Consider the following 14,040-nt stretch of genomic DNA (forward strand, 5'->3'; position numbering starts at 1 on the left):
TGACACGACGAGGGGGAGGCGATTCCGTCCGCCTCCCCCTCGCTCCGCGCCGTCTCTCCGGCGCTCAGCCCGCCGTCAGCTCTGCGGCGGCGTGTAGAACTGGAGGTCGTTGCCCTCGGAGTCCTTGAAGGGGAGGATGCGACCCCACTCGTGGTCGCTGATCTCGCCCTCGATCGACGCGCCGCGCGCCTTCAGCCGCTCCAGCTCGTCCTCGATGCTGCCGTCGGGCTGGAACGAGATGACCGCTCCGCCGCTCTCCGCGACCGAGGCCGACTCGCGGGCGTTCAGCCCGATCATCAGTCCGCCCGCATCGAGCTCCGACCAGTCGCCCGAGGTGCTCTTCACGTCGAGGCCGAGGGTGTCGCGGTAGAACGCGACCGCCCGCTCCATGTCCTCGACCGGCACCCATACCGTCGCCACTCCTGCTGCCGCCATGATCCGGTCTCCTTCGATCGATGTTCCCGTCCGCTCACGGTAGGGCGGGGCCCGAGGCGCGGAGGGGCGTCCTCACCGTTCGTCCAGCCGGCGGCCCGGTGACTGACGGCCGGCGACGCGGAGATCCACAGCAATGCGGGCGGCCAAGGGGTTGCTTCTTGGCCGGGCGTATCGAGACCCACCTCCCTGCGAACGTCGGCCTCCTCCCCGCCCTGCGCCCGAACCTGACGCGCTCCCTCCGCTCGATACGCTGAGGGAGACCGCGGTCGATCGCGTCGGTGCCCGCCGCGCCGCTCGCCGCTCGCCGCTCGAAGGGACTCCCGTGACGACGCCCGCTCCGACTCCGCCCCGATCGACCGAGTCCGGCGCGGACCGCACCGAGCGCCTGCGCGTCGTGGCCGCCACGCCGATCAGCGATGAGCTGATCGTGCGGGTGATGGAGCTGGAGCCGCGGATCGACTTCGTCGCCGACCAGAGTCTGCTGCCGCCGATGCGGCACCCGGGCGATCACGGCGGCGACCCGGCCTTCGAGCGCACCGCGGAGCAGCAGGTGGCGTTCGAGGAGCTGGTCGATTCGGCCGAGGTGCTCTACGGGATCCCCGGCGAGGACCCGGCTGCGCTGGCTCGCACGGTCGCCGCGAACCCGGCGCTGCGCTGGGTGCAGACCATGCCCGCGGGCGGCGGCGCGCAGGTGAAGAAGGCCGGCCTGAGCGAGGAGCAGCTCGCGCGGGTCGCGTTCTCCACCTCCGCGGGCGTGCACTCCGACCCGCTGGCCGAGTTCTCCCTCTTCGGCCTGCTCGCCGGCGCGAAGACGCTGCCCAAGCTGCAGGCGCTGCAGGGCGCCCGCGAGTGGGGGTCGCGCTGGACGATGAGCCTGCTCTCGGAGCAGACGATCCTGATCGTCGGGCTCGGCACCATCGGCCGGGCGACAGCGCAGAAGCTGTCGGCGCTGGGCGCCCGGGTGATCGGCACCAGCCGACACGAGAGCGCCGTGGAGCACGTGGACGAGATCGTGCCGCCGTCGGCGATCGCCGAGGTCGCGGGGCGGATCGACGGCGTGGTCGTCACCCTCCCCGGCACCGAGCAGACCGAGAAGCTCGTCGGCGCGGACTTCTTCGCCGCGCTGCGCCCGGGGGCGACGCTCGTCAGCGTCGGCCGCGGCACCGTGATCGACGAGGGCGCGCTGCTCGTCGCGCTCGAGGACGGCCGGGTCGGCTTCGCCGCCCTCGACGTCGTCGCGGAGGAGCCGCTCGCGCAGGACAGCCCGCTCTGGAGCCACCCGAACGTGCTGCTCAGCCCGCACACCGCCGCGCTGAACGCGGCCGAGGACCGCCTGATCGCCGAGCTCTTCGCCCGCAACGCCACCCACTTCCTCGACGGCGAGGAGCTGATCAACCGGGTCGACACCGTCGAGTTCTACTGACGCCAGGGCCCGCGCGGCCCCCCGAGACCCCTCCACAGCCGCCGATCCGGCGCGAATGCCCGCTCAGAGGCCGGATCTGCGCTCGCGCGCGCCTCCGACGGCCTACCGTTGCACTATGGCGTCCACCGATACACCCGAACCCGCCCCCCAGGCCGACGGCGCGACCGCGCCCGCCGCCGACAGCACCGCCCCGGCCGCGCCGGCAGACGAGACCGCCCCCTCGCTGGTCTTCTCGGACCTGGGTCTCAGCGACCCCGTCCTCAAGGCCCTCAAGGAGGTCGGCTACGAGACGCCCTCGGCGATCCAGGCCGCGACGATCCCCTCCCTCCTGTCCGGCCGCGACGTCCTCGGCGTCGCGCAGACCGGCACCGGCAAGACCGCGGCGTTCGCGCTGCCGATCCTCTCCCGCCTCGACGTCTCGCAGAAGACCCCGCAGGCGCTCGTCCTCGCGCCGACCCGCGAGCTCGCGCTCCAGGTCTGCGAGGCGTTCGAGCGCTACGCGTCCGGCCTGCGCGGCGTGCACGTGCTCCCCGTCTACGGCGGCCAGGGCTACGGCACCCAGCTCTCCGCACTGCGCCGCGGTGTCCACGTCGTCGTCGGCACGCCCGGCCGCATCATGGACCACCTCGAGAAGGGCACCCTCGACCTCACGCACCTGAAGTACCTGGTGCTCGACGAGGCCGACGAGATGCTCAAGATGGGCTTCGCGGAGGACGTCGAGACGATCCTCGCCGACACCCCGGTCGAGAAGCAGATCGCGCTGTTCTCGGCGACCATGCCGTCGCAGATCCGCCGCATCTCGCAGAAGTACCTGAAGGACCCGGAGGAGATCACGGTCAAGGCGAAGACCACGACCTCCGCCAACACCACCCAGCGCTACCTGATGGTGTCGTACCCGCAGAAGGTCGATGCGCTGACCCGCATCCTCGAGGTCGAGAACTTCGAGGGCATGATCGTCTTCGTCCGCACCAAGAGCGAGACCGAGACGCTCGCCGAGAAGCTGCGCGCCCGCGGCTACACGGCCGCCGCGATCAGCGGCGACGTCGCGCAGGCTCAGCGCGAGCGCACCGTCGAGCAGCTGAAGTCGGGCAAGCTCGACATCCTCGTCGCGACCGACGTCGCGGCCCGCGGTCTCGACGTCGACCGGATCAGCCACGTCGTCAACTACGACATCCCGATCGACACCGAGTCCTACGTGCACCGCATCGGCCGCACCGGCCGGGCCGGCCGCAGCGGTGCCGCGATCAGCTTCGTGACCCCGCGCGAGCGCCGCCTCCTCTCCGCCATCGAGAAGGCGACCCGCCAGCCGCTGACCGAGATGCGCCTCCCGAGCGTCGAGGACGTCAACGTGACGCGCCTCTCCCGCTTCGACGACGCCATCACCACGGCGCTGGCCGACCGCGAGCGGCTCGACCGCTTCCGCGACATCATCGGCCACTACGTCGAGCACCACGACGTGGTCGAGTCCGACGTCGCCGCCGCGCTGGCGATCGTCGCCCAGGGCGACGAGCCGCTGCTGCTCTCGCCGGACGACCCCCGCTTCCGCCGCGAGGACAGCCGCGGCGACCGCCCCGAGCGCTCCGACCGGTCCTCGTACGACAACGACCGCGAGCGTCCCGAGCGCCGCCAGCGCTCGTCGAACAGCAACCTCGCGTCGTACCGGATCGAGGTGGGCCGCCGTCAGCGCGTCGAGCCCCGCCAGATCGTCGGCGCGCTCGCGAACGAGGGCGGGCTCAACCGCGGCGACTTCGGGCACATCGACATCCGCCCGGACTTCTCGATCGTGGAGCTGCCGGCCGACCTGCCCCAGGACGTGCTCGACCGCCTCGCCGGTACCCGCATCAGCGGCCAGCTGATCGAGCTCAAGCCCGACCGCCGCCCGAGCCGCGCCGGCGCCGACCGCGGCGCTCGCCCCTCGGGCCCGTCCCGCTCCTCGGAGCGTCCGGAGCGCAAGCCCCGCTACTGAGCCCTGCCCCCTCCCCTCCGCGAGATGCCACTTGTGCACGCCTTTCACGGCGTGTCGCGTACACAAGTGGCATCTCGCGGAGGTGGTTAAGGCGTCAGAGGATGTCGGCGTCGGCCAGGGCCTCGGGGCGCAGGAGTGCGCGCGCGCCGAGGATCTCGACGCCGATGAGGTGTCCGGCGGCGTCGAAGTCGAGGATGATCTCGCCGAACCCGTGCGGGTCGGCGATGTCGTGCACCTGCTCGACGGACTCGCCGGCCTCGGGTTCGCGCCCGACGGGCAGGTAGGCGGCGTTCGCTTGCGGGTCGTATCGGATCCTCATGACACCCACCGTGCTGACTCCTCCCGCGAGATGCCACTTGGGCACGCTTTTCGCGGCGCGTCGTGTACGCAAGTGGCATCTCGCGGAGAGGGAGGGGACGCGCGGGTCAGCGGCGGAGGACTCGACGGGCCAGGACGTTGCCGAGCAGCTGGACGAGCTGGACGATCACGATGATGACGAGCACGGCCGCCCAGGTGACGACGGGCTCGAACTGGCGGTAGCCGTACTGGATCGCGAAGGTACCCAGGCCGCCGGCGCCGATGTAGCCGGCGACGGCCGACATGTCGATGATGGCGACGAAGACGAAGGTGTAGCCGAGGATCAGCGGTCCGAGCGCCTCGGGCAGCAGGACCGTGCGGACGATCCGGAAGCGGCTCGCGCCGACCGAGCGGGCGGCCTCGATCACGCCGGGCTGCACGGTCAGCAGGTTCTGTTCGACGATGCGCCCGATGCCGAAGGCCGCGGCGAGCGAGAGTGTGAAGACGATCGCGTCGGTGCCGATGCCCGTGCCGACCACCAGGCGCGCGAGCGGCTGGGCGGCGGCGATGAAGATGATGAACGGGATCGGCCGGAAGACGTTGACGATCACGTTCAGCAGGCCGAAGACGAAGCGGTTGGCGTAGAGCGCGCCGCCGCGGGTGACGGCGAGGCCGAGCCCGATCAGCAGGCCGCCGATCCCGCCGAAGAGCAGGCTGAAGGCCACGATGTAGAGGGTCTCGCCGGTCGCCTCGGCGAGCTGGGGCAGCAGGGGGATGAGCTCGTTCATCGGGGCACCTCCGTGAGGGCGACGCGGGCGCCGAGGCGGGCCAGCAGGGGGTCGATCACGGCGTCGGACGCGTCGAGCGCGACGGTGAGGTGGCCGAAGGCGCGACCGCGGACGTCGGTGATGCCGCCGTAGACGAGCTCCAGCGGGACGCCGGCCTGCGCGATCTCGGCGAAGACGTCGCCCTGCGAGGCGGAGCCGTCCGAGAAGGACAGCGTGACGAGGCGGCCGCGGTGGCGCGCGCGCAGCACCGCCGCCTCCTCCCGCGAGGGCACCGTGCGCACGACCGTGGAGACGAAGCGGCGGGTGACCGCCTCCCGCGGGGCCGAGAAGACGTCGAAGACGGGGCCGCGCTCGACGATGCGGCCCGCCTCCATCACGGCGACCTTCGTCGCGAGCTGCTGGACGACGTCCATCTCGTGCGTGATGACGACGATGGTGACGCCGAGCTCCTCGTTGATCCGGCGCAGGAGCGCGAGCACCTCGCCGGTGGTGTCCGGGTCGAGGGCGCTGGTGGCCTCGTCGGCGAGGAGGATGCGCGGCGAGGCGGCGAGGGCGCGGGCGATGCCGACGCGCTGCTTCTGGCCGCCGGAGAGCTGCTCCGGGTGGCTGCGGGCCTTGTCGGAGAGGCCGACGAAGCGGAGCATCTCGTCGACGCGGGCGCGCAGCTCGGCACGCGGCGTGCCGGCGACCTGCAGCGGATAGGCGACGTTCTGCTCGACGGTCTTGGAGCCGAAGAGGTTGAACTGCTGGAAGATCATGCCGATCCCGAGGCGCAGCCGGCGCAGCTCCCGCTCGGGCAGGCCGACGATCTCGCGGCCGTCGATCTCGATGCTGCCGCCGGTGGCGGGCTCGAGGGCGTTGATCAGGCGCGCGAGCGTGCTCTTGCCGGCGCCGGAGTAGCCGATCACGCCGTAGACGTCGCCGGCCTCGATGTCGAGGCTGACGCCGTCCACGGCGGTCAGGGCGGACGCGCCGCGCGCGAGCGGCGGGTAGACCTTGCTCACGTCGGCGAGGCGGATGAGCGGCACGGCGCTTCCTTCACTGCTGGGGTCGGGCACTGCTGGGGTCGGGCACTGCTGGGGTCGGACACTGCCGGGACGGGCACTGCTGCGCCGCGGGGTCGCGGCGGGGGAGGGGCGGGTCAGCCCTGGGCGGCGGCGTCGGCCTCGACGGTGGCGAGGGTCGACTGCAGCTCGGCGGCGGGGGTCGTCGCGAAGACGGCGGTGCCGCCCGACTGCTCGGAGACGCCGTCGAGCACGTCCTGCGACGTCTGGTAGACGTCGACGAGCTTCAGGTAGGTCTCGTTCTCGGCGTCGTCCGCGCGGGCGGCGAACACGTTGACGTAGGGCACCGCGGTCGGGTCGCTCGGGTCGTCCTGCGCGAGGGCGTCGGTGGCCTCGAGGCCCGCGCCCGCGAGGTAGTCGTTGTTGACGACCGCGGCGGCGACGTCGGGGAGCGAGGTCGGCACGAGCGCCGCGTCGAGCGCGGTGACGGTGACCTTCGAGGCGCCGGTGTCGATGTCGTCGAGGCCGGAGAAGGCGGTGCCGCCGTCCGTCAGCTCGATCAGGCCGGCCGACTGGAGGACGAGGAGCGCGCGGGCCTGGTTGGTCACGTCGTTCGGGACGGCGACGCTCTCGCCCTCGGGGATGTCCTCGACGCTGTCGTACTGGGTCGAGTAGAGGCCGAGCGGGTAGATCGCGGTCGCGCCGATCGGCACGAGGTCGGCGTCGGCCGAGGTGTTGTACTGCGCCAGGTAGACGAGGTGCTGGAACTGGTTGAGGTCGATCTCGCCCTCGGTCAGCGCGGGGTTGAGCTGGTTGTAGTCGGTGAAGTCGACGATCTCGACGTCGATGCCCGCGTCCTCGGCGGCCTGCTCGTAGGTCGCCCAGTAGGGGTCGCCCGCGCCGACCACGCCGATGCGGACGGTGTCGTCGCTCGCGCCGGCGGCGGACGAGCAGCCGGCGAGGAGGAGGGCGGAGGCGGCGATCGCGGTGGTCGCGAGGAGAGTGCGGCGCAGGGACATGCGGTGGATCCTTCCGTGGAGAGGATCCGGGCGGCGTCCACGGGCGGTGCTGGTCACCGCCGGCGCTGCGACCGGCCTCCGGTCGCTCGACGCCGCGACTGCGCGGATCCCGGAGACCACCGTACGCAGGGCGCCACCGGGCGCGCGAAACACGCCCGTAACACGGCGACTTCCGCGGGGGAGGGAGAGCGGGGGAGGAGGGTCAGCCGGCGAGGGCCTGGTCGCCCGACTCCGCCGCGAGGGCCTCGTGCTTGGCCAGGCGGGCGGCGATCGCGTCGCGCTCGGCCCGGAGGGAGGCGATGGTCGGCTGGTCCAGGCGCGGGTCGGCGAGGTCTGCGAACGGGCTCGAGGTGCCGGTGCGGGCCGAGACGAGCGCCGAGTAGGCCTTCGTCGCGGCGCGGAGCTCGGACGCGGCGCGCGCGACCTTGCTCGGCTTCGACGACTTGTCGCCGACGAGGCCGGCGTGCTTGTCGAGGGCTGCTACCAGGGCGCGATGCGCCGCGTCAATCTTCTTGCTCATCCAGGAAGTATGGCGCAGGATCGCCTCACGAGGCGAAGCCCCCGAAGCGCCCCCGCCGACCCCCTCCGCGAGATGCCACTTGTGCGCGGATTCTGCGGCGTGTCGTGCTCACAAGTGGCATCTCGCGGAGCGCGACCGGGGGACCCGGCGCGCAGGTCACGGGGTCGGCGTCAGGGTCCAGGCGCCGTCTGTGCGGAGGGCGACGACGCCGGGGAGGTCCGCGTCGACGACCCGGGCGAAGGCCGTGGTGTCGCCGAAGGTCTGGCGGGTGCCGCCGGTGCCGAGGACGCGGCCGGAGAGCGAGTCCTCGCTGCTCGCCGGGCCGTAGGCGACGTCGAGGCTGTCGACGTCGTCCGAGAACGCGAGCACCGCGGATCCGCTGCCCGACTGCTCGCCGGAGACCTCGGGCAGGTCGTTCCAGCTCTGCAGCGTGAGCGTCCAGTGGCCGGCGGTCCGCACGAGGAGCGACTGGTCGACGGGGTCGGTCGCGACGGTCTCGAGGAGCCACGACGACTGCGTCCCCGCCGCGGCCTCGCCCACCGGAGTGCTGCGCCCGGGCGCGGACACGGTGACGGTCCCGGAGCAGGCCGAGCAGTCGAGCGCGACGACCACCGCGAAGTCGCCCTGCCGCTGATAGGAGACGTCGACGGTCCCCGCGGCGGAGACCCTCGCCGAGGTGCCGTCCGCCACGCCACCGGCACCGACCGCCGCCGGCCCGGACTCCGCCTCCACGCAGCCGCCCAGCAGCAGCGCGACGACCGCGACGGCCGCCGCAGAACTCCCTCGTCGGCGCATCGCCCCAGCCTGGCACTCCGTGCCCGACGGAGACGCTGCACCCTCTCGGAACCGTTCGACACTCGGCTCGCGGTCCAGCGAGGGAAGGATGAGGAGGATCACTCGATTTCCCAGCAGGCTGCTGGGAGATCTCCTCTGCGAAGATCAGCGCGGTGCCTTCCGGCGTCAGACCGGGCCGGTGCCGCGCTGCACGGGGGTGGACTCGGAGCGGTTCGCGGCGCTCGTCGAGACGGCGGCGAGGACGCGCTGGACCTCGAGGGCGTCGGCGAAGGTCGGGGTGGCGGGGGTGCCGGCCGCGATCGCCTCGACGAGGTCGACGACCTGGTGGCTGAAGAGGTGCTCGTAGCCGATGCCGTGGCCGGCGGGCCACCAGGCCGACATGTACGGGTGCGAGGGCTCGGTGACCTGGATGGTGCGGAAGCCCCGGGCGTCCTCGGGGTCGCGGGCGTCGTAGTACTCGAGCTCGTTCATCCGCTCGAAGTCGAAGGCGATGCTGCCGGTCTCGCCGTTGATCTCGATGCGGTTGGCGTTCTTGCGGCCGGTGGCGACGCGGGTCGCCTCGAAGACGCCGAGGGCGCCGCCCTCGAAGGAGGCGGTGAAGGCGGCGGCGTCGTCGACCGTGACCGGGCCGCGCTCGGCGCCCTCCTCCGCGCGGCCGCCGAGGCCCGCCTGCGTCGCGAGCACGGGGCGCTCGGTGGTGAAGGTGCGCAGGACCGCCGAGACGGAGGCGATCGGGGTGCCGGTCAGCCACTGCGCGCTGTCGATGATGTGCGCGCCGATGTCGCCGAGCGCCCCCGAGCCGGCCTTCGCGGCGTCGAGGCGCCAGGTCAGCGGGGCCTCGGAGTCGCTCAGCCAGTCCTGCAGGTACTGGGCGCGGACGTGGCGGATCGCACCGAGCCGGCCCTCGTCGACGAAGCGCTTGGCCAGCGCCAGCGCAGGGGTGCGGCGGTAGCTGAAGCCGCACATCGCGACGCGGCCCGAGGCGGCGGCCGCGGTGACCATCCGCTCGGCCTCCTCGACGGAGTTGGCCAGCGGCTTCTCGCAGAGGACGTGCTTGCCGGCCTCGAGGGCGGCGATCGCGATCTCGGCGTGGGTGTCGCCGGGGGTGCAGATGTCGACGAGGTCGATGTCGTCGCGCGCGATCACCGCGCGCCAGTCGGTCGAGGACTCGCTCCAGCCCAGGGTCTCGGCGCGCTCGGCGGTCCGCTGCGGGTCGGTGCCCACCAGCACGGCGAGCTCGGGGCGCAGCGGCAGCGGGAAGAAGCGGGGGGCGGTGCGCCAGGCGTGCGAGTGGGTGCGGCCCATGAAGGCGGTCCCCACCATCGCGACGCGCAGTGCTCGGTCGTTCGACATCGTCGTCCTTTCGTCGGCGGGTCGACCCTCCCATGCCCGCGCTCGGCTCCGCCAGCTCTTTCTGCTGAGCGGGAGGGCGGCGACGGAGGGCTCGGGAGGCCGCAGGTCACGATCCGGTTGCGGCCCGGACGGGATTCATAGGGTCGGAGAGCGCTCTATGACGGGACGTGGTGTCTCGACACGCCGCGCATTGCGCCGTCAGATGTCGCCTAAACCCGCGGATCCCAGGGCTGGCGCGAGTGACGGAAGCGTTTCGACGCGCTGGGCGACCGCCGGGATCTCCTTCGAAACGACTCAGAACTTTTGGTTGACCCGCGACTTAAGTCGCTGTAGCTTCGTCCGCATGGTCAACGCAGACCCCGGCGACACCGCCGCCCAGCCTCTTTCCCGCACTCAGGACACCGCGTCAGAACTGCTTCTGCAGATGCGCGGGATCGTCAAAGTCTTCCCCGGAGCACGAGCCCTCGACGGCGTCGACCTCGACGTCCGGCCGGGCGAGGTGCACTGCCTCCTCGGCCAGAACGGCGCTGGCAAGTCCACGCTGATCAAGACGCTCGCCGGGGCCCACCAGCCCACCGAGGGCGAGATCCTCGTGGACGGGAAGGTCGTCACGATCCCCTCGCCGACGGCCGCGCTCGCCCTCGGCATCGCCACGATGTACCAGGAGCTGGACGTCGTCGACGGCCTCTCCGTCGCCGAGAACATCTACCTCGGCCACGAGCTCTCCCGCGGCGGCTTCACCGCCCGCTCCAAGGCCGCGAGGATCACCCGCGAGCTGATGCAGCGCCTCGGCCACCCCGAGATCGCCCCGCACCGCGAGGTCGGCAGCCTCTCCGCCGCCGGCAAGCAGATCGTGCAGATGGCGCGGGCCCTCTCGCACGACGCGCGGGTCATCATCATGGACGAGCCCTCCGCGGTGCTCGACTCGGAGGAGGTGGAGAACCTCTTCCACGTGGTCCGCCAGCTCACCGCCGACGGCGTCGCCATCGTCTACATCTCGCACCGCCTCGAGGAGATCCGCGCCATCGGCGATCGGATCACCGTCATCAAGGACGGCGCGACGGTCGCGAAGAACCTCGCCGTCGCCGACACCCCGACCTCGAAGCTGATCACGCTGATGACCGGCCGCGCCGTGGAGTACGTGTTCCCGGACCGCACCGAGCTCCCCACCGAGGCCGAGACGCTGCTGAAGGTGGAGAACCTGGGGCTGCGCGGCTCGTTCGCCGACGTCTCGCTCGAGATCCGCGCCGGCGAGGTCGTCGGCCTCGCGGGGCTGGTCGGCTCCGGCCGCTCCGAGATCCTGGAGACCATCTACGGGGCCCGCCGCGCCAGCACCGGCACCGTCAGCGTCGCCGGCAAGCGGCTGCGGGCCGGCTCGGTCACCTCCGCGGTCGACGCCGGCATCGGCCTCTGCCCGGAGGAGCGCAAGAGTCAGGGCCTGCTCCTGGACGAGCCGGTCTACCGCAACATCACCCTCTCGACCTTCGACCGCTTCGCCAAGCGCGGCTTCCTCGACGAGCGCTCCGAGCGCGCGGCGGCGGCCGAGCAGGCGGTGGCGCTCGACCTCCGCCCGCACGGCGTCGACCGCGACGCCCGCACGCTCTCCGGCGGCAACCAGCAGAAGGCGCTCCTCGCCCGCTGGCTGGTGCGCGGCTGCCGCGTGCTGCTGCTCGACGAGCCGACCCGCGGGGTCGACGTCGGAGCTCGGGCCGAGATCTACACCCTGATCCGGGACCTCGCGACCAACGGCGCCGCCGTGCTCGTGGTCTCCAGCGAGATCGGCGAGGTCCTCGGGCTCTCGGACCGAGTGCTCGTGATCTCCGACGGCGCCGTGGTCCACGAGGGCCCCGCCGATTCGATCGACGAGCACCGCGTGCTCGATCTCGTCATGGAAGGAAGTGCAGCGTGAGCGGACAGCTCGACACCGCGTCACCGTCGATCGGCGGTCCGCAGGAGGACGCCGGACGTCACGCCTCGGCCGCGACCGGAGGGCCGAGCGGCGGGGCTCCGTCGAAGGACGCCCGCTCCGGGCTCGCCGGGATGATGGGCGGCTCGCTCGGCCGCAACATCGGCCTGGTGCTCGCGCTGGTCATCCTCTGCATCGTCGGGTTCGCCACCGCGGGGGAGCGCTTCGCCAGCGTCGACAACGTGCTGACGATCCTCCGCCTGGCCGCCGTGATCGGCGTGCTGAGCATCGGCATGACCTTCGTCATCACCTCGGGCGGCATCGACCTCTCGGTCGGCTCGGTGATGGGGCTCGCGACGGTCTGGGCCAGCACGGTCTCGACGCAGTACTACGCGGCGAACACCTCCTGGCTGGTCATCGTGCTGACCGCGGTGCTCGTCGGCCTGGTCTGCGGGCTGATCAACGGAGCGCTGATCGCCTACGGCCGCGTGGTCGCCTTCATGGCGACGCTGGCGATGCTCGTCGCGGCCCGCGGCTTCGCAGAGCTGATCTCGAACCGGCAGACGCAGATCGTCACCGTCGACCCGTTCCTCGACTTCTTCCGCGCCGACGTGCTCGGCATCCCGGTCCTCGTGCTGATCTTCGCGCTCGTCGCGGTGGCCGGCTGGATCCTGCTCAACCGCACGACCTTCGGCCGCCGCACCGTCGCGGTCGGCGGCAACCCGGAGGCGGCCCGCCTCGCCGGCATCAAGGTCCGCCGGCACACCATGTACGTCTACGGCCTCGCCGGCCTGACCGCGGGCATCGCCGCGGTGATGATGCTCGCCCGCACCACCGCCGGCTCGTCGACCAACGGCACGCTCTACGAGCTCGACGCCATCGCGGCGGTCGTGGTCGGCGGCACGCTGCTCGCCGGCGGCCGCGGCACGATCGTCGGCACCGTGTTCGGCGTCCTGATCTTCACGACCCTCACCAACGTCTTCACGCAGAACAACATGTCGACCTCGGCCCAGGCCGTGGCGAAGGGCGCGATCATCGTCGCCGCCGTCCTGCTGCAGCAGCGCTTCGCCGCCCGCGGCAAGTCCTGACCCGAGGGGCCGCCGGCCCCACCTCTTCCCGGGGCGCTCGCCCCGCTTCCCAGCACCAGCAGCATCCACCTCGACCACTCCGGTCACCCTCCGCAGGCACCGCTGTGCCCTGCGGCCCCTCATGGATCCATCGAAGGAGATCACTTCCATGTCCGTTCGCCACCCCTCCGGCTCCCGCCTGGACCGCACCACCCGACTGGGCCGCACCACTCGACTGGGCCGCACCGCCCGCCTGGGCACCGCCGGCTTCGCCTTCGGCGCCGTCGCGCTGATGCTCACCGGCTGCATCTCCAACGCCCCCGTCGAGACCGGGAACGCCTCCGGCGGCGGCACCGCCGCCGCGGTCGCCGCCTCGGACAACGACGCCTCGGGCGACACCGTGGTGATCGGCTTCACCGCTCCCGCCGCCGACCACGGCTGGATGGGCGCCGTCAGCCGCGCGGCCATCGCCGAGGCCGAGAAGTACGACGACGTGGAGCTGCGCACCGCGGAGGGCACCAACGACGTGAACCTGCAGATCAGCCAGGTCGAGACCTTCATCAACGACGGCGTCGACGCGATCGTGCTGCTGCCGATCGACGGCGCCGCGCTGACCGAGGTCGCGACCGAGGCGATGGAGGCGGGCATCACCGTCATCAACGTCGACCGCGAGTTCTCCAGCCCGTTCGCCGCCCGCTCGACGGTGCTCGGCGACAACTACGGCATGGGCGTCAGCGCCGGCACCTACCTCTGCGAGCAGCTCGGCGACAACCCGGACGCGGTCGTCGCCGAGATCGCCGGCATCGACTCGCTGCCGCTGACCCAGGACCGCAGCCAGGGCTTCGCCGACGCGCTCTCGGGCTGCGGACTGGACGTGGACAACCGCGTCGCCGCCGACTTCACCGTCCAGGGCGGCGAGCAGGCCGCGGCCAACCTCCTCCAGGCGGCGCCGCAGATCGACGCGATCTGGAACCACGACGACGACCAGGGCGTCGGCGTCCTCGCCGCGATCGACACCGCGGGCCGCGACGAGTTCATCCTCGTCGGCGGCGCCGGCTCGGCGAACGTGATGCGCTCGATCGAGGCCGACGACTCCGTGGTCAAGGCCACGGTCGTCTACCCCTCGACCCAGGCCGCGGACGGCATCAAGCTCGCCCGCCTCATCGAGCAGAACAAGTCGATGAGCGACACCACCTCGCTCGGCGTCCCGCGCCAGATCCAGCTCTTCGCTCCGGTCGTCACCAAGGACAACGTCGCCGAGTACCTGCCCTCGGCCTTCGAGTCCTGATCCACTGATCCGCTCGGATCACTGATCCGACCGGCCCACAGACCCGCCGGCGCGGGGGAGACCCCGCGCCGGCCCGGACCAGCCGGAACCGCCCCTCTGTTAAGAGGAGCGACCTGTTAAGAGGAGCGACCGGCGCCGCGACAGCATCCCGCGAGAGGAGGCGATGACGAAGACATCGG

The 14,040-nt window shown here is 72.1% G+C and carries 13 protein-coding genes; 5 read left to right on the plus strand and 8 right to left on the minus strand.

Going from position 1 to position 14,040, the window contains the following annotated elements; genetic code table 11:
* Positions 1-75: 75 nt before the first annotated feature.
* Entirely contained in the window at positions 76-435 is a 360-nt protein-coding gene (locus tag MT355_RS12405; protein ID WP_132435182.1) for a VOC family protein, read from the minus strand.
* A gap of 322 nt (positions 436-757) precedes the next feature.
* Between MT355_RS12405 and MT355_RS12410 the strand changes: the two genes are divergently transcribed.
* Both MT355_RS12410 and MT355_RS12415 read left to right on the plus strand, forming a co-directional pair.
* Positions 758-1,858: a D-2-hydroxyacid dehydrogenase gene (locus tag MT355_RS12410; RefSeq protein ID WP_243599765.1), complete on the plus strand. Its 1,101-nt coding sequence runs from the start codon at positions 758-760 to the stop codon at positions 1,856-1,858.
* A 115-nt stretch (positions 1,859-1,973) separates the two neighbouring features.
* Positions 1,974-3,824: a DEAD/DEAH box helicase gene (locus MT355_RS12415; protein ID WP_123705713.1), complete on the plus strand. Its 1,851-nt coding sequence runs from the start codon at positions 1,974-1,976 to the stop codon at positions 3,822-3,824.
* A gap of 94 nt (positions 3,825-3,918) precedes the next feature.
* Here the strand turns inward: MT355_RS12415 and MT355_RS12420 are convergent, their stop codons facing one another.
* The 7 genes from MT355_RS12420 to MT355_RS12450 all read right to left on the minus strand — a co-directional run bounded on the left by MT355_RS12420 (position 3,919) and on the right by MT355_RS12450 (position 9,600).
* Positions 3,919-4,143 carry a DUF2283 domain-containing protein gene (locus MT355_RS12420; RefSeq protein ID WP_243599766.1) on the minus strand — a complete coding sequence of 75 codons (225 nt, stop codon included), beginning with the start codon at positions 4,141-4,143 and terminating at the stop codon, positions 3,919-3,921.
* Positions 4,144-4,249: 106 nt separating this feature from the next.
* Positions 4,250-4,909: a methionine ABC transporter permease gene (locus tag MT355_RS12425; RefSeq protein ID WP_243599767.1), complete on the minus strand. Its 660-nt coding sequence runs from the start codon at positions 4,907-4,909 to the stop codon at positions 4,250-4,252.
* The gene (locus MT355_RS12430) at positions 4,906-5,937 is read right to left on the minus strand and encodes a methionine ABC transporter ATP-binding protein (RefSeq protein WP_243599768.1); all 1,032 of its coding nucleotides are present in this window, start codon (positions 5,935-5,937) and stop codon (positions 4,906-4,908) included. Before MT355_RS12430 ends, MT355_RS12425 begins: the two co-directional genes overlap by 4 nt.
* Positions 5,938-6,050: 113 nt before the next feature.
* Positions 6,051-6,932, minus strand: coding sequence for a MetQ/NlpA family ABC transporter substrate-binding protein (locus tag MT355_RS12435; RefSeq protein ID WP_123731786.1), 882 nt, complete (start codon positions 6,930-6,932; stop codon positions 6,051-6,053).
* A gap of 202 nt (positions 6,933-7,134) precedes the next feature.
* Positions 7,135-7,452: a hypothetical protein gene (locus MT355_RS12440; RefSeq protein ID WP_123444613.1), complete on the minus strand. Its 318-nt coding sequence runs from the start codon at positions 7,450-7,452 to the stop codon at positions 7,135-7,137.
* A gap of 156 nt (positions 7,453-7,608) precedes the next feature.
* A complete protein-coding gene (locus MT355_RS12445; protein WP_243599769.1) occupies positions 7,609-8,247 on the minus strand; it encodes a hypothetical protein in 639 nt (212 codons plus the stop codon).
* 165 nt (positions 8,248-8,412) lie between these two features.
* Positions 8,413-9,600, minus strand: a complete 1,188-nt coding sequence (locus MT355_RS12450) for a Gfo/Idh/MocA family protein (protein ID WP_243599770.1) — start codon at positions 9,598-9,600, stop codon at positions 8,413-8,415.
* A 424-nt stretch (positions 9,601-10,024) separates the two neighbouring features.
* Here MT355_RS12450 and MT355_RS12455 point away from each other — a divergent pair, with 424 nt between their 5' ends.
* The 3 genes from MT355_RS12455 (at position 10,025) to MT355_RS12465 (ending at position 13,861) form a co-directional block, all read left to right on the plus strand.
* Complete coding sequence (locus MT355_RS12455; RefSeq protein WP_243581137.1) at positions 10,025-11,509, plus strand: sugar ABC transporter ATP-binding protein; 1,485 nt, start codon at positions 10,025-10,027, stop codon at positions 11,507-11,509.
* A gap of 131 nt (positions 11,510-11,640) precedes the next feature.
* Positions 11,641-12,594, plus strand: a complete 954-nt coding sequence (locus MT355_RS12460) for an ABC transporter permease (protein WP_123445318.1) — start codon at positions 11,641-11,643, stop codon at positions 12,592-12,594.
* A 148-nt stretch (positions 12,595-12,742) separates the two neighbouring features.
* Positions 12,743-13,861 carry a substrate-binding domain-containing protein gene (locus MT355_RS12465; protein ID WP_374204655.1) on the plus strand — a complete coding sequence of 373 codons (1,119 nt, stop codon included), beginning with the start codon at positions 12,743-12,745 and terminating at the stop codon, positions 13,859-13,861.
* The last annotated feature ends 179 nt before the right edge of the window (positions 13,862-14,040 follow it).

The sequence above is a fragment of the Rathayibacter sp. VKM Ac-2929 genome (assembly GCF_022815495.1).
Taxonomy (GTDB): domain Bacteria; phylum Actinomycetota; class Actinomycetes; order Actinomycetales; family Microbacteriaceae; genus Rathayibacter; species Rathayibacter festucae.